We start from the raw sequence: 19,666 nt of genomic DNA, 5'->3' as shown, positions 1-19,666 counted from the left end.
ATCAAAAAATAGTAACAAACGACATTCTTTTCTACGATTATGATTTTCAACTCCAGCAAACCTTATAGTTTACCTATACGTTATCATGTTTACTTTTGGCTGACGTATTTTGTGTTTAATACATTCCGATGGGGAAGCTATTTTAACGATTACGTTTACTCTTTAAAAACTACTTTACTCGGATTTCCTATTCACATGGCATTATGTTATCTGAATATTTTGGTTTTAATGCCCTATTTGGTTTACCGTAAAAAATACTTCCTATATATAGTAACCGTATTGTCCGCTATTTTTATAATGGTGGTTTTAAAATTTAATCTCACTTATTTGCTAATTACACACAATGTCTGGCCAGAAGGTCCACAGACCATCAACACGCTTACGCTCAATTACACGATAGACATGATGATGGGCGAATTGTATGTAATGACATTTGTTACAGCAATTAAAATTACTTTGGATTTCTTAAAAGAGCAAAGACGTGTTACCGATTTAGAAAAATCTCAACTAGAAACCGAATTATTGTTTTTAAAATCGCAGATTTCTCCACATTTCTTCTTTAATACCTTAAATAATATTTATTCGCTTTCGGTAGAAAAATCAAACAAAACACCAAAGATCGTTTTAAAACTTTCTGAATTGATGCGATACATGCTTTATGAAACAAAAGGCAAAAAGCAGACTTTAGAAAATGAAATTATGTGCATTCAGAATTATCTGGATTTGGAAAGAATTAGAAATGGAGAACGCCTTGAAGTTAACATGTATATTTCTGGAGATATTCATGATAAAGAAATCTCACCGGTATTGCTTTTGACTTTTGTCGAAAACGCTTTTAAACACGGAGTAAACAAAAACACTGGTAATGTTGTAATTGACATTAACTTTAAAGTAAAAGGAGATTATTTATATTTCACAATTTCAAACCCAATGCCCGAATTTACCGTACATAAAGATAATTTTAACAAGTCAAGTGGTATAGGTATTGAAAACGTAAAGAAAAGACTCGAATTAGGATATAATAAAAGTGACTATAAGCTTTCATTTAAAAATAAAAAGAATATTTTTGTCGTTAAACTAGTTATAAAAGTTACTTGACCCCGCCTTTTATAAGTTTAGAAAACTATACCTACAAAAAATCACATACCGGCCAAAAATAACAGTACAAATGAAAATAAAGTGTTTAATTATCGATGATGAGCCATTGGCAATAAACGTTATTAAAAATTATATTGAACAGATTGAAGATTTAGAATTAGTAAATACTTTTAGTAATTCTATTGAAGGATTAAATTTCTTAAAAAACAATACTATAGATGTAATTTTTCTAGACATTAACATGCCTGTTTTGGATGGTATTAATTTTATTAAAAGTTTAGAAAACCCTCCTTTACTTATTATCACAAGTGCTTACGATCAGTTCGCAATTGAAACGTATGAGCTTGATGTTTTAGATTATTTGGTAAAACCAATTGAGTTTCCGAGACTAATGAAAGCGGTAAACAAGATCAACAAACGCCTTAATAATACCACTAAAACACCACAGGAAAATAGTAAAGAGAATCCTTTTATTTTCGTGAAAATCGACAAGAAAAAAATGAAAAAGATTTTCTTGAACGAAATTCTAGTTATCGAAAGTTTAAAAGATTATTTAAAAATCAGTACAACTTCTGGTAAATTCATAATTCACAGTACTTTATCAGATTTTACAGGATTACTGCCAGAAAGAGATTTTATTAGAATACATCGATCCTACACAATTGCAATTGATAAAATTGATGCTGTAGAAGGAAATAGCATCGAAATCGAAGGACTTCGTTACGTTATCGGAAGATCTTATATTGATGAAGTAAAACAGAAAATCCTTAATTCATCTATATAAAGGTTTAACCGCAAAGCACGCTAAGATTTACGCAAAGTTCGCTAAGTTTTTTTAAGCTAGTTGATAAAGAAAAGAGAATCAAAAAGTTCGCAAAGCTATTCGTTAAGCTTTGCGAACTTTTTTATGCTCAATTTTCAAACAACGTAAAAATAAAATCTTGGCGACCTTTGCGTAAATCTTAGCGCTCTTTGCGGTAAAAAAACTTTTCGGTTAAAAAAACAAAACTATAAAAAACGAAAATGCGGCCAACCACGACCGCATTTTCTCTCAATTATAGGTAACTAACCAAAATAAACCATGAAATAGTCTATTATCTTTATTGCTGCAAAAGCACTTAGAAATGATAACGCTTAAACGCCTCGATAGCCGAGTAATCTGCTAATCCTAAGCTGTGATATTTTTCTGCAGTCAATCTGTTTCTGTCTTCAACTCGCACCCAAAACTCCCTGCTGTCATCACCTTGAAACATAACGCCGTCTTTTTGAGACTGATGATAAAAAATAGCATGTCGTTTCTTTAAAACCTGATCAGGACTCATTGGTACTGCCATGTCAATTTGGTACGATTCCCATTCATGCCAAGCGCCTCTGTAAAGCCAAACCCAACAATCGTCCATAAAGCTGTTATGTTTTAGTCTTTTTAAAGCTTCAAACAAACTGTCTAAACACACTTTATGAGTTCCGTGCGGATCTGCCAAATCTCCTGCGGCATAAATTTGATGCGGTTTTATTCTTTCTATAATATCACACATAATGTTGATATCTGCATCCGAAAGATTATTCTTTTTAACCGTGCCAGTTTCGTAAAACGGAAGATCTAAAAAGTTTACGTTAGAATCTGGCAAACCAATGTAACGTGTTGCTCCAAAAGATTCGCTTCTTCTTATTAATCCTTTTAACTTTCTAACTTCTAGTGAATCGATTTCATTTCCTGTTCTGTTCTGAAGAAAGTCAATTATTTTGTCCGACATTCTAGAATCTGGATGTAATGCTTTTGAAATTTCAGCAAACTTCAAAGCTTCAACATCTGAAACTGCAATATTTCCAGAAGTCTGATAGGCTACATGAACTTCATGACCTTGCTCTACCAAACGGTCAAAAGTTCCTCCCATAGAAATCACATCATCGTCTGGGTGCGGGCTGAAAATGATAATTCTTTTTCTCTCCGGCGTGGAACGCTCCGGTCTATAAGTATCATCTGCATTGGGTTTTCCGCCCGGCCATCCAGTGATGGTTTGCCGCATTTTATTAAACATTTTAATGTTCAAATCGTATGCAGTTCCTTCTTCCGTCAAAAGACTCGACATACCGTTGTCGTTATAATCTTTATCCGTCAGTTTCAGGAAAGGTTTCTTCGTTAACTCACTTAACCAAGCCACCGCTTTTAATTTTAATTCATCTGTCCAAACACAAGACTTAACCAGCCAAGGCGTTTTAACTCTTGTCAATTCAGACGAAGCTTCTGTATCTAGAACAAATGTTGTGTTGTTATGCTCTTGCAAATACGTAGCTGGAACGTGCGAAGAAACTTCTCCTTCGATTGTGTTTTTTATAATTCCTGCTTTGCTGATTCCCCAGCCAAGTAAAACGATTCTTTTTGCGTTTCTAACGGTTCCAATTCCCATTGTAATGGCTTTTCTCGGAACATTATCTATTCCTAAAAAAGAAGAAGCCGCATCAACTCTCGTGATATGATCCAGAGTAATGCTTCTAGTTCCCGAATTCACGTGCGAACCAGGTTCATTAAACCCAATATGCCCCGTTCTACCGATTCCTAAAAGCTGAAAATCTAAACCTCCATAAGAGATAATTTTCATCTCGTAATCAATGCAATATTGCTGTAATTCTTCGGCGCTCACCTGTCCATCAGGAATATTGATATTTTCAGAAGGAATGTTTACATGATTGAACAAATGTTCGTGCATAAAATGATAATAGCTCTGAATATCATTTTTATCCATCGGATAATATTCATCTAAATTGAAAGTCACAACGTTCTCAAAACTCAGACCTTCCTCTTTATGCATTCTAACTAATTCTTCATAAACCTTAATTGGCGAAGAACCCGTAGCCAAACCTAAAACACAAGGCTCGTTTAGCTCATTTTTTCTCTGAATTAAATTGGCAATTTCCTGCGCTACCAATAAAGAAGCTTCTTGCGACGATTCGAAAATAACATTGTGAATTTTCTCAAAACGTGTTTCTTCAAATTTTCCTGCTTCTCTAAAACCAATATCTTCTTTAATCATTTGCCTTGCCATTTAATTATTAAGATAAAAGTAGAATTATATTATCCGCTTGTACTAAAAATTCGACTAATAACGGCTAAGCTTCGGCAAAAGACAAAATAGGACAGTTTCAAAAAAGCAACTCCTTTTTTTATAAGCTTCGGGAAGCTTAATATTTATAGAAATAATATACAATTACAATATCGGCTCTTTTTAAAACAACTTTTTTTCCAAAAAAAGGACTTTTATTCCACAACACCTATTTCGGCTATCGAAACTGTTTGTGTTTTCCCAACAGCTGCTGTGGCAACAAATCTTAAAAATCTAGCTTTTACCGCAGTAAAACTCTTAAGCTGTTCAATTGGATTATGTTTGATATTGGAGAATTCTCCCTCAGATTGTTTCGTCCAAGTAATATTATCTTCGCTCGTATAGAATTCGTAATTCGAAATCAAATTCAAATTATTTCCAACTTGCTGTGGCGTATAAGTAAAGCCATTTATCGTATGCAATTCGCCCATATCAATAATGACTACCTGCGGCAATTTATTTTCATTGTTTCCAAAAGCCCAATCGGTATTCGCATCGCCATCAATAATTCGTTCAACCGATTTATTGTCTCCGCTTGAAATAGAAATCACTCTCCATTTCTCTTTAGAAACACCATATTTAGCTGTTTTTACCGCGCTATTAATTTTCTCTTTTGTATTTCTCGAAATAGCTTTTATTTCTACTGCTTTATTATATACGAATGGAGTTTTGTATAAAGTACTTTTTTCTGAAGGATTTTTTCCGTCAAGCGAATAATAAACTGCATTTCCTTCTTCCGATTTAATCGTAACCAAGCCATTTTTATCACGAAGAATTTGAGGTTCTTTTACAAAAGTTGGCGCATTATATGCCTCAATTGCACTAATTACAAATCCTGCTTTTGCATCCAGAATATTTATTCTAAGTGCAGAAGCCGTAACGCGATCTAAACGTAAAATCCTTTTGTAGCCAATTGTCGTTTCGTTGGCGATTGTTTTCCATTGTCCGTCAACTTTTGCTTCTACCGAAAATGCTTTTACACGCTGTCCAAGTTTAATATATTCTTGAAGCAAAACTCTATTGATTGCAGTTGGCTTTTTAAACGTAAATTCAACTGTAGCTTGTTTCACTTTATCGTCAGTTGCCCAATACGTATTTTTATTTCCGTCAATAACATTCTGCGGACCAAAATTAGAATCGTTTGCACGAATATTTGAAGCTTGAACCTGAGTTCCTGCCAATAGTTCTTTTTTGAAATCGGCTTTAATTGTGGCAACCAATTCTTTCAATCTTGCTTCGTCATTTTCATGAACTAAACCACGCGTATCAACTGGAAGATTTAATAATAAAGTCGCATTTCGTCCAATCGATTCATAATAAATATCGACCATTTCGTCAAGCGAACGCACTTTATCGTCTTCTACTGAATGATAAAACCATCCTGGTCTAATGGAAACATCGGCTTCGCCAGGAACCCATTTTTCTCCATCTTCATGCCCAGACATAAACTCAGAGTAATGTACTTTTCCAGCCAATTCATCTTTCTGACGAAGTAACGACCAATTCGTTTTTCCTGCGCGTCCTTCTTCATTTCCAATCCATCTTGCTTCAGATGGTCCAACTCCCCAAACTAGCGTTTTTGGCGCGATATCGTAAATTAGCTTATACGTTTCATCCCAATTATAATAAGTCAAAGAATTGATTTTTCTAGTTTCGTTTGCACCACCATAATAACCGTCTCCGCCATTTGCTCCGTCAAACCACATTTCGAAAACGTCTCCATAATTCGTCAATAATTCTTTTAACTGATTTCTGAAATACGATATATATTCTGGTTTGCCGTATTGTGGATGATTTCTATCCCAAGGAGAAAGATATAATCCTAATTTTAAATCGTATTCTTTACAGGCAGCAGCCAGTTCTTTTACCAAATCTCCTTTTCCATTTTCCCACGGAGAATTTTTTACAGAACGTTCTGTATAAGCTGAAGGCCATAAACAGAAACCGTCATGATGTTTGGCAACCAAAATAATTCCTTTCATTCCAGCCTCTTTTACCACGCGCGCCCATTGGCGAACGTCTAACTGCGACGGATTAAAAAGTTCTGGTGATTCGTCTCCATAACCCCATTCTTTATTCGTGAAAGTATTTAATGAAAAGTGCACAAAAGCATAAAATTCCATTTCCTGCCAATCAATTTGTTTCTGGGTCGGAACTGGTCCAAAAGGCTTAGGTGCATTTGCCAATTCCTGACTTGAAGCACTAGAAATTACACCAAAAAGACATAAGGAAAGAAATATTTTTTTCATTGCTGATTTGCTTTAGAATAGTCTATAAAGCATAAATGTAGTATAAATTGAAATCTCTCGAATAGAATTTCGACCAACAACATTTTTTACAGCATTTTGGTATAAAATGATTTTATTTAAATAATTCGTGTTGAGTATGCTATTTTAAAACAACTGTTTTTGAAGTTGTCTAAAAAATGAAGCCCAAATCTGTAGATTCGGGCTTTATTAATATATTTTGATTGTAGTCTTACAACTTGAAATATTTTATTTACAGAGAAAATGTATTGCTTTAACTATCAAAAGCAATATTAGCTTAGTTGCCAACAACTGCTTTTAAAGCTATATACTTTTCAATACCTTTAAAGTTATGTCCTTTTTCTCTCATAGCTTTAATGAAAGTTGGCGTTGCACCAACCGCTTTTGCACCCACAATATCATTTAAATCTAGATCTGAAAAACCCAAATCCTTATATTCCTTAATTAAATCTGCCGTGATATTTTGCGATTTTAAAGCCGCAAGATTTTCAGACGAAATGTTTTTATAACCTACTTTTTCGAATTGAGTAACATATTCTGGAGTTACATTTAAAGCTTTTAAAGCAATTAAGTCGTCATTTGAAAGATCATTATAACCCATTTTCTTAAAAGAATCAATATAAGCTTTATCTATGTTTAAAGTTTTGAAAGCAACAATATTGTCCTCATTTTCTTCTCCACTTTCATTCTTTTTTGTTTTTGTCGAAGAACGGTAATCATTAATATACTTTCCGTCAATATTTTGAGATTTTAAAGTGATCAGATTTTCTGGTGAAACATTTTTATAACCCGATTTAATAATATCTTCAATAAAAGCTTTATCAATGTTTAAGGATTTAAAAGGAATCAGCGTTTCAATATCTATATTTCCAATTCCGGCATCTTTAATAGAATCGATGTAATCTTCACTTACGTTTAAAGCCGCCAACGGAATTACTTGTTCTTTGTCTACATTTTTATACCCTTTTTTATGCAGCATTTTTACATACGACGTTTTTATATTTACAGCAAAGAAAACCATAAGATCTGTATCATCTGCCAATGTAATCCCTTGTGCGACCATTTCTTTGGCGAAATTTTTATTGCCAACAAACTTATACGTTCCCTTTCCACTATTTCCTTCAAATTTTCCGGTAAAGTTCATTGTTCCCGCTTCACGCGTTAGAGAAAATGTTCCTTGTTTATCTTTTGATAATCCGCTAAACTCGCTAATATCATAAGTATGAGTAGAATGACTATTCTCGTCGTTTTTAAACTCCATTTCTACTTTATTGCCTTTGATTGTGGCAAACCAGTTTCCTTCCGTTTGATCACCCTTTTGAGTGTTTGGACTCGCTTTAGTTCCTTCGTTTTTAATATTCGAAGTTAGCGTCTGACTTTGCGCTGCCGGTTGATTAAAAAGGCAGGCAAACAATACCAATAATGGTAACAGGAAAAAATATTTCCATGTTGTGTTTACGTTTGATTTTTTTGAATTCATCATAATGATTCGTTTTTTGAGTAATGATTGATTATAATTAGTTGTAAGACTCAAAGGAAATTGTGGCGCCGCTACTTTTAGCAGGCTAAATTGATAACTTTCTTTTTCTACGCTACCTTGTTGTAGCATTTCGTTATCAGTCAAAAATTCAAGATTACTTTCTAATGCTTTTCGCCATTGCCAAGCAAAAGGATTAAACCACTGAAAAACAAGTACGATTTCTGCAAGCAAAAGATCAATAGTATGTTTTTGCTCAATGTGAATTTTTTCATGCGAGCAAAATCTGATTGTACGTTTCCCATTCGTATTTTTCAGGATTTATAAAAATATTATTAGCAAAAGAACAAGGTGCTTTATCGCCTGTTATTTCGACAATTCTAAATTTTCCATCCCTAATAATCTCTGATGTGTACGCTCTGTAAAATAATATAACCGCTTGCATCAAAAAATTAAGCGCAAAAACAATGACACCAAACCAATACAAATACACTATCCACTGTAGGATCAAAGACATATTAAACTGTTGCTTTGTTTCATTTACTAAAACTTCATTTACAGGAAGTGTTTTCAGCTCAGCAGTTGATTCTTTTGCAAATGTTTTTTTTATGGAAGGAATAGCCGCAGTTTCTTTTTGTTTTTGAAGGGAGAATTGCTTGCGGAATCGGGAGCAACGGCAAAGTAAAAGCTACTAGCATGCACGCCAGCAAAATAAATCTATTCAAATTATAAAAAGTTTCCTTCTGCAAAAGCAGACTTATAAAACATAAGACAAGCAAAAAGAATAAGCGCTGTGTATAGAATATATGGTATCATATAGAATCTTTTTTTATCATGTTTACGATTTCGTCCAATTCTTTTTCGGTTAATTTTTGCTCTTTAGCAAAAAAGGCAAGCATACGTGGATACGAATTATCAAAATATTGACTCACAACATCTTTAAGCGCAAATTGTTGATATTCTTCTCTTTGAATTACCGGAAAAAAGCAATGCATATTCCCTATTGTTTCCCGATTTAGAAACCCTTTTTCTTCTAATATTTTGACAATCGTTGCAACACTATTATAATGTGGTTTCGGATCTGGCAACAATGGAATAATGTCTCTGATGAAGGCTTTGTTTAAATCCCAAAAAACCTGCATAATCTGTTCTTCTCGTTTGGCTAATTTTATCATAGTAGAAATCTTTTGACAAATATAACTACTAATTAATTAGTAGCAAAACTAATTGATTAATATTTGTACTAATTAATTAGTCAGACCAGTAATTACGCAATATTCAGGTAATGAATTTTCATCTTTAATAACCTAAAAAACAATCAATTACAACCTTAAAATAAAGTTTAGATACAAAAATGAAGATATTTTTGATCTATTAAATTAATGCCATCGGAAGTTTGTAGAAAAATTTCAGAAGAAAGAAGGAAAGAAGAAAGTTCCTTTTTTTGCCAATTCCTGACTAGAAGATTGCATATTTTATTTTAGTTTTCCAAGCTAATCTTCTTAGTCCTAATTTTTGAAATCGAAATCAAAATCACAGACAATACCACAAAAGAGATTAAAACGAAAACTCCGTTTATGAGTGCTGTTTGCAATCCGAGCTTAGTAACATCAATAAAAGGATAAGGATAAAAACTAGAAATAAAACCGTGGATTATGGTATAAATCATGTAAATAATCGGGTAAACCAACCAAAACCAAATGGTTTTAAAAGAGATCTTTTCTGGACTTACAAAAAACAGCCAGAAAAAGAAAAATAAAACTGGTACAACAGTATGGAAAATTTCGCTTACAATGCGATGGTGTCCTTGCAAATCTAAAATTGGGCGAAGGAGCACATTAAAAACAATTCCGACAATCAATATATAAACTGTAATGGCCGTAATAGTAGTACACTTTCTGAAAAAAGCATTTGCCTTACTTTTGCCGCCAAATAATAACAAAGCACTGCAAATAAAAACAATCGTATTGGTTGTAATGGTAAAGAAACTAAAAAAACGAACTGCTTGCACTAAAAAAAGTGAATTCAGGATTTTTCAACAGTAAATAAAACTGTACAGGCAAGGCGTATAATTCTAGGGCAAAAATAATACCCAGCAAAATTTCTCCTTTTATTTTTGTGGTATTTTCTTTTTCCATATTTCACTAGAAGTCAGATTACTAAAGTAAAACATTTTATTCAAAATAACTACAAGACTCTTTTCTGTTTTTCACTTTCAGTAATAGTTTTTTCTAGTCTTGAAAGCTGTGTTTTTTCTTGTTTGGCGGTCATAATCCAATGAATCATTACTTTTTTATACGAAGGAGCTTGCTTCTCAAAGAATTCCCAAGCAGTTCTATTGTCTTTAAACTGTTTCTCGTAAACATCTAACAACGGAACTGGTTCTTTTTCGTGCGAATAAATCTTAGACTTATTTTCGGTTCTAAAACTAAACGCTTTCAAACCAGCATCGGTCATTAAACCCGCTTTGGTCAAATCTTCTATCTTTTGAATATTAATCGCACTCCAAATGCTAGAAGGCTTTCTTGGAGTAAAACGAATTGTATAACTTTCCGCATCAATAGATTTTCTAACACCATCAATCCAGCCAAAACAAAGCGCTTGATCTACAGATTCTGACCAGCTTATAGAAGGCTTTTTACTCGTAACTTTATAAAAACCAACCAAAAGTTCTTTCTCTTTTTGATGGTTTTTCTCAAGCCATTTTCTAAATTCTAATTGATTTGGGAAGAAAGTTGGTGTCATCTATATCTATTTTATTTTTAATAACCTTATAATAATTTTTCTGTTTTAGCTAAGAAATCTTCTGTAACGGTTTCAATATTGATATTCATTCTTTCAGCTAAAACTGTAAGCCACCAAATTGATTCTCCAATTTTATGCTTCAATTCTTCTTCTGTATTTGCTTTTGGCCATCTGCCTTCGTGCGACATAACATGGCGGCCAACCAAACCAGCATCGGTTAGAAAAGCCAACGCATCTTCTTCTATTGTCCATTCACTTCCATGATGCGCTATTTCTAGTTCGTGATAACGCTTTCTTATCTGTGCAGAACGTTGTTTTAATTCTTCAAAATTTAATGATGCCATAATTTAGTTTTTAGTAAATAATTCTTTAAATGCAATCGGACTTACATTTGTCTTCTTTTTAAAAAGTTTATTGAACGACTGTGGATGCTCAAAACCTAATTTATAGGCAATTTCAGAGACTGAAAGAGTTCCTTTTGCAATATATTCTTTAGCCTTTTCAATTAATTTGTCATGAATAAACTGCTGAGTATTTTGTCCCGAAATACTGCGTAATAAATCGCTCAAATATCGGGGTGACAACTGCATTTCATTGGCTACAAATTGTACGGTTGGCAAACCGTTTTCTTCTGGTTTTTCGCTATTAAAATAACCTTCTAATAGTTCTTCCAGTTTAGAAAGCACATCATTATTAACCGCTTTTCTGGTTATAAACTGACGGTTGTAAAAACGATTGCTGTAATTAAGCAAAAGTTCTATCTGCGAAATAATAACATCCTGACTGAAATTGTCTATACGTTGATTCAATTCATCCTGAATATTATTAAAAACGCCCAAAATAGTCTCTTTTTCTTTCTCAGAAAGATATAAAGCTTCGGCAGCAGAATAAGAGAAAAAACCATATTTTTTGATCGTGGCATTTAAGGAATAAGGACGAAAAAAATCAGGATGAATATTTAATGACATTCCGCTGTAATCCGCTTCTTCGTCCTGCATTTTCAGAACTTGTCCCGGAGACACAAACGACATTCCACCTTCTTCAAAATCATAGAAACCGTGTCCGTATCTCAGTTTTCCTGAAAAATTTGTTTTGAAAGATATTTTATAAAAATCCAAAACAATTCCGTTTTCAAAATCTTTGGGATCAAAAACTGCTTCACCATAATTCAGAATACTAATCAGCGGATGCAACGGTTTAGGCTGTCCCATAGCTTTATGCAATTCTGGAACAGACTGGAATATTCTGGGTTGATTTTTCATTTTTTATGAATTAAATTTTGACTTAAAATGCTCCGCTTTTTACAAATTTACAAAATGTTCAACCGGTGCAATATTCCAACTCACGGTGCTTTGATCAATCATATCGTGTACAAGAGAATCACTAAGTTCTGTCATTAATTTATGCATGGCATTAGTACCTTCTTCTACGCTATCCCAAACAAGCACGTCATACACAAAATCTTTTTTTAATTCAAAAATTGTTCGGGAACGAAATCCTTTTTGGCGTTTCAAAAAAGCATCAATTTCAGTATTTGCTTCAATAAATTGTTTGGCTGTAAAACCTTTGAGTTTAAAGGTAGTCAATTCTATAGCTTGATTTTTCATCTGATTTGTAAATTAAAAAGTAAACATTGATTTGATGTTCTGAATCTGAGTTTCAGCTCCCAAACTTAATCGTTCGTTATACAATGCATTTGCATCTTTTCCCGCTACATATCGAAGTTGACTTTTATTATCTGTAGCAGCTTCAAAAATGATTTGGGCAACATCTTCAGCATTTGTATAATTGTCAATTTGTTCAGCGCTATAACCTTTGCTAACTTCTAAAGTTAATTTTTCATACGCTTCATGCTGAGCAACTTCCATAGATCTTATGGCAAAATCTGTTTTCATTCCGCCTGGCGCAACCACTTTTACCTGTATCCCAAACTGAACTAATTCTGATGCCAGACTTTCCGAAAATCCATCAACAGCAAATTTTGTAGCGCCGTAAATAGAGCAAGTTGGAAAACCCATTAATCCAAAAGTAGAAGTTATATTAATGAAAATACCGCTTTTTTTCTCACGGAAATGAGACACAAATGCCTTTGAAACCCTAATAACGCCAAATAAATTAGTCACGATCTGACGTTCAATTTGATGATTTTCCAGAGATTCCAAAGCGCCAATTAAACCATAACCTGCATTATTCAGAACCACATCGACAGAATATTTCTCCAAAACACTTTTAATCGTTGAATCAATCTGTTCTGGATTTGTAACATCTAACGGAAGTACAATGACGTTTTCCAGCTGGTTTAATTCTGTTTCTTTTTCCGGATTTCGCATCGTGGCAATGACTTGCCATCCTTTACTTTGAAATAATTTTGCTGTAGATTTTCCTAATCCTGTTGAAGCTCCTGTAATAAAAATTGTCTTTTGCATTTTTAATTGTTTTAAAATTATAATGCAAAGATCATCCGAAGCCTAAAGTTGTTTGTAGCCGTTTTGGAAGATGTCTTAGCCAAAATGACGAATAATATTAAAAACAAAAAAATCCGATTCTAGTTAGAAACGGATTTTTTTGTTTCGCTCCTCCGGAGCTTTTTCTCCATATTGAATTAATCTTTTCTATAAATATTTCGCTCTTCCAGAGCTAATATTGAAAACGACTAATTACCTAAAACAAAGCTTCGGAGAAGCGCAATATTTATAGAAAATAATCAACGGTTACAGAAGCAAAGCTCCAAAGGAGCGGCATATAAAATTAATTAACGTTTATTTTAATCAATGAAATCGGAATTCTATTCCCAACCTTCGCCTTCAACTGAATATTCTCTTTCTTCCCATTTGACTGAATAATAACAACACATTTTCCATTAAACAACTTACAAGAATTCGCTTTAAAAGATTCTAAATTGGCCTGATAACCATTATCAACACCAACTAATTTTCCACCGCCAGAAACTTCAAAATTAATTAAATCCATTGCGGTTGGCAATAAGTTTCCGTCTTTGTCAACCATTGAAACGGTTACATAAACCAAATCATAAGTGTCGTTTTTAATTGATGTTTTTTCAGCTTTTAAATCGATTTTAGAAGCTTCTCCTGCTGTGCGGATTTCTTTTTCTAAAACTATTTTTCCGTTCTTTCTTGAAACCGCTTTTAAAGTTCCAGGTTCAAATTTCACAAGCCAAGAGATATGAAGATCATCATTTTGTTTTGCTTTCTTTCCTAGCGACTTTCCATTTAAAAATAATTCTACTTCATCGGCATTGTTGTAATACGCCCAAACTTCTACTTCTTGATCTTTTTTCCAGTTCCAATGCGGTAAAATATGCAGAACCGTTTTATTCGACCATTCGCTTTGGTACATATAATACACATCTTTTGGAAGACCAGCTAAATCTACAATTCCGAAATATGAACTTCTTGCAGGAAATGGATACGGGTCTGGCTCTCCGATATAATCGAATCCTGTCCAGATAAAAGTTCCCGCCATGAAATCCTGACTTTTAATAGTTTTCCAGTTTTCTTCGTGCGTGGCTCCCCAATACGATTTCACCTGATCGTAAGCCGAAACCGTCCAATCAGCATTTCCGTCAAAAGGAGCGCCGTGTTTTGTTGGCCAAGCTTTAATTCCGTCTGGAAAATCATAATGCCCGCGAGTTTCTAAAGCCGAAACACTTTCTGAAGCCAATATTTTTTGTCCTTTAAATTTAGTTGGAAAATCTTTATAATCTTCGTGTTTATAATTGAATCCCAAAAGATCTAAAGCTCCTGACTGATAAATAAAGTTTTTCTCAATTACATTTTCTGTCAAAGCCGAAGTTACAGGACGAGTAACATCTAATGATTTTACGATTTTAGCTAATTCTCTCGTAATCGCAATTCCTGTCGAATCAAACTGTTCTCTAATTTCATTACCAATACTCCACATCATAACCGATGGATGATTTCGGTCTCTTTTGATAAAATCTTCCAAATCCTGTTTGTGCCAAGCATCCCAATCTTTATGATAATCGTTGGTAACTTTTTTCTTTTTCCAAACGTCAAAAGCTTCGTCTTGAACGATAAATCCCATTTCATCGCACAATTGCATCATTTCTAAAGAATGTGGATTATGAGACATTCTGATAGCATTTGCTCCCATTTCTTTCATTAAAGTCAGTTTTCTTCTAACCGCATGAATGTTTTCAACCGCACCCAAAGCACCATTATCGTGATGCAAGCAAACGCCATAAATTTTGGTTGGAACACCATTTAGAGAAAATCCTTTTTCTGAATCAAAATTAAAATATCTAAATCCAAGTGGAGTTTCATAATTATCAACCAATTTCGATTTCTCGTAAACCTTTGTAATGACTTTATACAAATACGGATTTTCTGTACTCCACAATTTCGGCTGTTTTACTTTTAAATCATGAATCTTTTTTTCTGAGGTTTTAGCACCAATTTTTTCTGTTGATGTAAAATTGGCAACTTCTTTATTTTCTGAATTTACAATCGAAGTAACCAGTTTAAATTCTTTTGCAACAGCATTATCATTATCAATCGTAACTTCTAGATGTATTTTTGATTTTTCTGCTGAAACTTCTGGCGTTGTTACAAAAGTTCCCCACTTCCCTACATGCAGTTTTTCACTGGCAACCAAACGTACATTTCTGTAAATCCCAGAACCCGTATACCATCTTGAATTGGGTTGTGCATCGTTATCGACTTTTACGGCAATTGTATTTGATTTTCCAAAGTTTAAATATTGCGTCAAGTCATATCCCAAAGAAATATATCCATTCGGACGCATTCCTAATGATTTCCCATTTATAAAAACTTCACTGTTCTTAAAAACACCGTCAAATTCAATTGAAACCGTTTTGTTTTTCCAGTTTGCAGGAATTGTAAATACTTTACGATACCAGCCTTTTCCTGCAGGTAAAAATCCTTGTGCTTGTTTCGTTTTACTGTCTTTGTCAAAAGCACCTTCAATACTCCAATCGTGCGGCAATTGAAGTGTTCTCCAATCTGATGTATTGAAATTGGCATTTATTGCTTCTGGATAATCTCCTAATTTGAAGTTCCAGTTTTTGTTAAAATCTTCGACAATTCTGGCTTGTTTTTGTGCAAAAACTGATACCGAAAACAATATTGTTAAAGCAATTATTATCTTTTTTAAAATCATAATATATAAATAATCTCTTTTTTAAAATTCCAAATTTCTACAATCTTGTCATTTCGACGAAGGAGAAATCTTCGCGAGTAACTCCGCAACGTAATTCGCCAATCTTTGTCGAGCTTCTTGTGGAGATTTCTCCTTCGTCGAAATGACAAACTAGACTTGGTATAAACTTTACGTGGGCTTCGACTTCGCTCAGCCTGACAAACAACATAAATCTTTGCACCTTTGCTCCTTTGCCTCTTTGAACCTCAAAAAAACTATTGAAATTCGAAATTATCCAACATTAATCCCTTCAAATCATCACCTTCAAGTGTTATTTTATACGTTCCTGCATTAATATAACCCCCAGAAGTCGTATTCAAAATTTTCCATTTTTCAGGCGAAGGGAAAAACTCAATCGTATCATTTCGCATTAAAATTCCGTAGGCATCTTCCATTTTGAATTTGACTTTTAATGGTGTTTCATTTCTATTCATAAAACGAAAACGCATTAAATAAATTCCGGCAACTCCTGGCTTAACTTCAAACTCGATGCTATTGTTTGTCTTTTTAATGAATTCAATATAATCGGCTTTTTTGAAATTTCCTTTTTCGATTCCTGTTCCCGTTGTTTTTGTCTTTTCAGCTTCAATGATTACAACTGGTCTCGAATCATCTTTTTCGCCCATATCGTAAGTTGGAACTACTGCAATTGTGTTTATAGTTTCTGAATTATCAAAAAGAACTTTCTCGTCTTTCTTTACTTTTTTAGTGAAAACATCAAATGAAATCCCATTGCTGTTTCTCGCATTTTCTTCTAATTTTTTATACTCCGAAAAACTTCCTGACGTTTTGAATTTAGCATCAGCAAAAACATAAATATCTGAATCTTCTTTAGCTGTAAACGAACCTTTATTTTTAGAATTAACTGAAAACTGTAAATAATCTGCTCCAAAAATCTCAGAAGGCAATTCGGTAAAAATAACATCAGAATCTGAATATTGTTTTGAATTAATATCTAGCCATGAAGCTACTTTGTTAGTTTTATCATAAGTATCTAAAACCAAATTCTGGATATTTTTTGAAGATTCTGACGCAGGTCTTGCATGAATGTCTTTTGTTGCAATCGCAATCGCAGAAATGATCGCCTGCGAAGCTTTTACATTTGGAAACGAAATCACAATTTTTCCGTTTGTGCTTTTTACTTTGAATGTTTTCTTCAAAGCGTTATCATGTCCAGCTTCTGCCCAAATATCGAAATCTTTTAAAACTACATTTTCATTGATAGCAACATCAAACAAACGCCAGCCTTTGCAGTCTAAGCCTCCGCCAGTTCCGTACCAAGGTTCTGTAAAATATAATTCAACTAAATATTCTCCGTCTGATGCTGGAAATTCGTAACGCAGTTTATCAACTCCGTATCTAAAACTTTGAAACAACTCAGGATCTTTTGTTCCGTTTATTGGGTCGAAAGTTGTTCTTTGACTGGCAAAAAAGTCGGGCAATTTTTCAAAATTATCTGTCCACGATAACGAACCCCAACTGTTTTGTCCGTTTTTATGTGTATCGGTAAACCAAGTATTTCCAGCAGAATCTGTCAATTCAAAACCTCCACAATTTACTCTGTAAATATAATTATAACCGCTTTTGGCTTTTGTAATATCTGCTTTATTGGTGGTTAAAGCATCAAAACTTGGTGCTTTTGGAAAGTTATTTAAAACGATATAATCTTTAGCAACCGCTTTTTTGTTTACATACCCAACAGCATATAAAACATTGTACTGAATATTGATATTATTAAACTGAAAATGCTGTCCAATTCCTGGATTTTTTAGTTTTCCAAGTGAAGCTTTATTGACATCATTAAATAATTCTACTTCGTCACAATTCGAATAAATATCGATTCCGTTTTTGATTCCTGGTTTTTCCCAACGGCTTGGCCAAGTATGCGAAACTATATACACCATTGGATTGGTTTTGTTTGAAACATAATTGGCTCGATACATATAAAACGCATCCAGAGGTTCGCCCCAAATCGTAAAAAGTCCTTTGTAGTTTACTGGTCCAACTTTGTCAATATCTCTAAATCCTTCTCCGTTTTGTACTCGTCCCGGATTTTCATGCGAAGCAAAAAGCCAGTTGAATTGTCCCGCAATTTTATCTTTTACCGATTCGGCTTCTCTAACTTTAATTTCCATTAATTGAGAAAAACGGTTTTCGCTTAAAGCTCCTTTTTGGTCAAACTCACCTTCTGTATGTAAATCGGCAGAACGCCATGCGCCGTATTCTCCGTTTAATAACTGAGTAGTCATTTCCAGATGGTATTTTAACGGATCTCCGCCATACGTTCCCGACCAGTTTTGAACGACATTCCAATCTGTTCCTTCTCCTCCATTACAAGTTGTTACGATTCTTTGCGATGCTGATAACGGATCCATTTCGCGGATAATCTGAGTGCATTCTTCTGCAAATTCTTTCGGAATCGTGCTTTCATTCTGCAATCCCCACATTACTACAGATGGACTATTTCTGCGTTCTTTAATCCATTCTCGTAATAAGGTTTTGAAGTTTTCTTTAAATTCTGGCGTATCGTACCAAATATGTGCTGAAAACTGACTCCAAAACAGGATTCCGTTTTCGTCTAATTCTTTTTGATATAATAAATTATGAGGCTGATGCGCTTCTCTAAAAGCGTTAAATCCGCCTGCTTTGATTTGTTCGATTCTGGAATGAATCATTTCATCTGAAAACGAATGACTTTTTCCAATCAAATGTTCGTATTCGCAAACGCCGTTTATAAAAACAGGTTCATCATTTATGAAAAAACGATTGTCTTTCCCGTCACGACTAACCGGCCAGCTTACCCAACGGATTCCGTACGAAGTTGTTAACTGATCGATTATTTTTCCATTTTCATAAACCGAAGTCACCAATTTATACAAATACGGATTGGATGGCGACCATAATTTCGGATTCTGAATCTCTGGAAGTGTCATTGCTATTTCCTTTATTTCTCCCGAATTGATTTTGTTATCGCTTTTATTGATAGCAACTTTCTTTCCTGAAGCATCCAAAAGGATATTTTCGACAGTTAAGTTTCGTTGTGAAGTGCTGTAATTCTTGATTTCTGTAGTGGTATGAAGAATCGCTTTTTGTTTAGAAACCGATTTATCGTTCCAGATATGAACACCAAACGGCTGAACTCTAACATTGTTTGTAACTACCAAAGAAACTGGCCTGAAAATCCCCATTGGCTGAGAACCTTCAGAAAATCCCCATTCTCCTGAACAACCTCCGCAAACCCAAGGAAGATCTGCAATAAAAGAGGGATGCGCTGCTTTTACTAAAATGATATTTTCTTTGTTGAAAGAAACTGCTTTTGTAATGTCTAAGGTGAAAGTAGTTCTTCCGCCTTTGTGTTCGCCCACTTTTTTACCATTTATCCAAACGGTTGCATAAGAACTTACACCTTCAAAATAGAGAAAATGCTGTTTTGAACTGTCTTTCTTATCGAGTTTTAGTGTTTTTTTGTACCAGGCGGTACCATGTAAATTCCCATGTTTTGTTCTTCTGAAACCATAATACTGATCCCAATTGTGAGGCACACTAACCTTTTGCCAATTGGAATCAGTTTTTGGATTTTCTACAAAATCTTCTTCTTTCAGCGGAAGATTATCCAGTATTATGGTTTCCCAAGACGAATTCAGTGAAATTTCTTTACGAAACTTCCCCGAATCTTTGCTCTGACTCCAAACAAAGCAAAGACTTGAAAAAAAACAAAAAATAAAAAAAACTATTCTATTCATATTTTCTATTTCCTGCAAGGTTTTGAAAACCTTGTA

The 19,666-nt window shown here is 33.9% G+C and carries 15 protein-coding genes; 2 read left to right on the top strand and 13 right to left on the bottom strand.

Translation table 11 applies throughout. The features are described from left to right. Nucleotides 1-39 precede the first annotated feature (39 nt). Nucleotides 40-1,098 (top strand): sensor histidine kinase, encoded by a 1,059-nt coding sequence (locus P5P87_RS01645; protein ID WP_198857348.1) that lies wholly within the window; start codon nucleotides 40-42, stop codon nucleotides 1,096-1,098. 70 nt (nucleotides 1,099-1,168) lie between these two features. Beyond that, complete coding sequence (locus tag P5P87_RS01640; RefSeq protein WP_198857349.1) at nucleotides 1,169-1,882, top strand: LytR/AlgR family response regulator transcription factor; 714 nt, start codon at nucleotides 1,169-1,171, stop codon at nucleotides 1,880-1,882. A gap of 334 nt (nucleotides 1,883-2,216) precedes the next feature. Here P5P87_RS01640 and nagB read toward each other — a convergent pair whose 3' ends face one another. The 13 genes from nagB to P5P87_RS01575 all read right to left on the bottom strand — a co-directional run bounded on the left by nagB (nucleotide 2,217) and on the right by P5P87_RS01575 (nucleotide 19,630). Then, nucleotides 2,217-4,130: a glucosamine-6-phosphate deaminase gene (gene nagB, locus P5P87_RS01635; RefSeq protein WP_278021320.1), complete on the bottom strand. Its 1,914-nt coding sequence runs from the start codon at nucleotides 4,128-4,130 to the stop codon at nucleotides 2,217-2,219. Nucleotides 4,131-4,354: 224 nt separating this feature from the next. Then, the gene (locus P5P87_RS01630; protein ID WP_278021319.1) at nucleotides 4,355-6,448 is read right to left on the bottom strand and encodes an alpha-L-fucosidase; all 2,094 of its coding nucleotides are present in this window, start codon (nucleotides 6,446-6,448) and stop codon (nucleotides 4,355-4,357) included. Between the two features lie 295 nt (nucleotides 6,449-6,743). Next, the gene (locus tag P5P87_RS01625; RefSeq protein ID WP_278021318.1) at nucleotides 6,744-8,177 is read right to left on the bottom strand and encodes a M48 family metalloprotease; all 1,434 of its coding nucleotides are present in this window, start codon (nucleotides 8,175-8,177) and stop codon (nucleotides 6,744-6,746) included. 37 nt (nucleotides 8,178-8,214) lie between these two features. Next, nucleotides 8,215-8,460, bottom strand: coding sequence for a hypothetical protein (locus P5P87_RS01620; RefSeq protein ID WP_278021317.1), 246 nt, complete (start codon nucleotides 8,458-8,460; stop codon nucleotides 8,215-8,217). A gap of 295 nt (nucleotides 8,461-8,755) precedes the next feature. Beyond that, the gene (locus tag P5P87_RS01615; protein ID WP_111376737.1) at nucleotides 8,756-9,118 is read right to left on the bottom strand and encodes a BlaI/MecI/CopY family transcriptional regulator; all 363 of its coding nucleotides are present in this window, start codon (nucleotides 9,116-9,118) and stop codon (nucleotides 8,756-8,758) included. Between the two features lie 305 nt (nucleotides 9,119-9,423). Further along, entirely contained in the window at nucleotides 9,424-9,954 is a 531-nt protein-coding gene (locus tag P5P87_RS01610; RefSeq protein ID WP_278021316.1) for a Pr6Pr family membrane protein, read from the bottom strand. Between the two features lie 176 nt (nucleotides 9,955-10,130). Continuing rightward, a complete protein-coding gene (locus tag P5P87_RS01605) occupies nucleotides 10,131-10,688 on the bottom strand; it encodes a YdeI/OmpD-associated family protein (RefSeq protein WP_278021315.1) in 558 nt (185 codons plus the stop codon). 26 nt (nucleotides 10,689-10,714) lie between these two features. Then, nucleotides 10,715-11,032 (bottom strand): nucleoside triphosphate pyrophosphohydrolase family protein, encoded by a 318-nt coding sequence (locus P5P87_RS01600; protein ID WP_278021314.1) that lies wholly within the window; start codon nucleotides 11,030-11,032, stop codon nucleotides 10,715-10,717. A gap of 3 nt (nucleotides 11,033-11,035) precedes the next feature. Next, complete coding sequence (locus tag P5P87_RS01595; protein ID WP_278021313.1) at nucleotides 11,036-11,950, bottom strand: helix-turn-helix domain-containing protein; 915 nt, start codon at nucleotides 11,948-11,950, stop codon at nucleotides 11,036-11,038. Nucleotides 11,951-11,989: 39 nt separating this feature from the next. Beyond that, nucleotides 11,990-12,295 carry a hypothetical protein gene (locus tag P5P87_RS01590; RefSeq protein WP_278021312.1) on the bottom strand — a complete coding sequence of 102 codons (306 nt, stop codon included), beginning with the start codon at nucleotides 12,293-12,295 and terminating at the stop codon, nucleotides 11,990-11,992. A gap of 12 nt (nucleotides 12,296-12,307) precedes the next feature. After that, the gene (locus tag P5P87_RS01585; protein ID WP_278021311.1) at nucleotides 12,308-13,114 is read right to left on the bottom strand and encodes an SDR family oxidoreductase; all 807 of its coding nucleotides are present in this window, start codon (nucleotides 13,112-13,114) and stop codon (nucleotides 12,308-12,310) included. Between the two features lie 322 nt (nucleotides 13,115-13,436). Then, nucleotides 13,437-15,848: a glycoside hydrolase family 2 TIM barrel-domain containing protein gene (locus P5P87_RS01580; protein ID WP_278021310.1), complete on the bottom strand. Its 2,412-nt coding sequence runs from the start codon at nucleotides 15,846-15,848 to the stop codon at nucleotides 13,437-13,439. Nucleotides 15,849-16,102: 254 nt separating this feature from the next. After that, a complete protein-coding gene (locus P5P87_RS01575) occupies nucleotides 16,103-19,630 on the bottom strand; it encodes a malectin domain-containing carbohydrate-binding protein (RefSeq protein WP_278021309.1) in 3,528 nt (1,175 codons plus the stop codon). Between the last annotated feature and the right edge of the window lie 36 nt (nucleotides 19,631-19,666).

The organism is Flavobacterium ginsengisoli, assembly GCF_029625315.1.
Classification (GTDB): Bacteria; Bacteroidota; Bacteroidia; order Flavobacteriales; family Flavobacteriaceae; genus Flavobacterium; species Flavobacterium ginsengisoli.
This window is presented reverse-complemented; position numbering and strand designations above follow the sequence as displayed.

What these genes read in the sequence shown, in the direction of transcription:
- P5P87_RS01595 (WP_278021313.1), bottom strand. Translation starts at nt 11,950, where the DNA reads ATGAAAAATCAACCCAGAATATTCCAGTCTGTTCCAGAATTGCATAAA.
- P5P87_RS01645 (WP_198857348.1), top strand. Translation starts at nt 40, where the DNA reads ATGATTTTCAACTCCAGCAAACCTTATAGTTTACCTATACGTTATCAT.
- P5P87_RS01620 (WP_278021317.1), bottom strand. Translation starts at nt 8,460, where the DNA reads ATGTCTTTGATCCTACAGTGGATAGTGTATTTGTATTGGTTTGGTGTC.
- P5P87_RS01630 (WP_278021319.1), bottom strand. Translation starts at nt 6,448, where the DNA reads ATGAAAAAAATATTTCTTTCCTTATGTCTTTTTGGTGTAATTTCTAGT.
- P5P87_RS01575 (WP_278021309.1), bottom strand. Translation starts at nt 19,630, where the DNA reads ATGAATAGAATAGTTTTTTTTATTTTTTGTTTTTTTTCAAGTCTTTGC.
- P5P87_RS01640 (WP_198857349.1), top strand. Translation starts at nt 1,169, where the DNA reads ATGAAAATAAAGTGTTTAATTATCGATGATGAGCCATTGGCAATAAAC.
- P5P87_RS01580 (WP_278021310.1), bottom strand. Translation starts at nt 15,848, where the DNA reads ATGATTTTAAAAAAGATAATAATTGCTTTAACAATATTGTTTTCGGTA.
- P5P87_RS01590 (WP_278021312.1), bottom strand. Translation starts at nt 12,295, where the DNA reads ATGAAAAATCAAGCTATAGAATTGACTACCTTTAAACTCAAAGGTTTT.
- nagB (WP_278021320.1), bottom strand. Translation starts at nt 4,130, where the DNA reads ATGATTAAAGAAGATATTGGTTTTAGAGAAGCAGGAAAATTTGAAGAA.
- P5P87_RS01615 (WP_111376737.1), bottom strand. Translation starts at nt 9,118, where the DNA reads ATGATAAAATTAGCCAAACGAGAAGAACAGATTATGCAGGTTTTTTGG.
- P5P87_RS01585 (WP_278021311.1), bottom strand. Translation starts at nt 13,114, where the DNA reads ATGCAAAAGACAATTTTTATTACAGGAGCTTCAACAGGATTAGGAAAA.
- P5P87_RS01600 (WP_278021314.1), bottom strand. Translation starts at nt 11,032, where the DNA reads ATGGCATCATTAAATTTTGAAGAATTAAAACAACGTTCTGCACAGATA.
- P5P87_RS01605 (WP_278021315.1), bottom strand. Translation starts at nt 10,688, where the DNA reads ATGACACCAACTTTCTTCCCAAATCAATTAGAATTTAGAAAATGGCTT.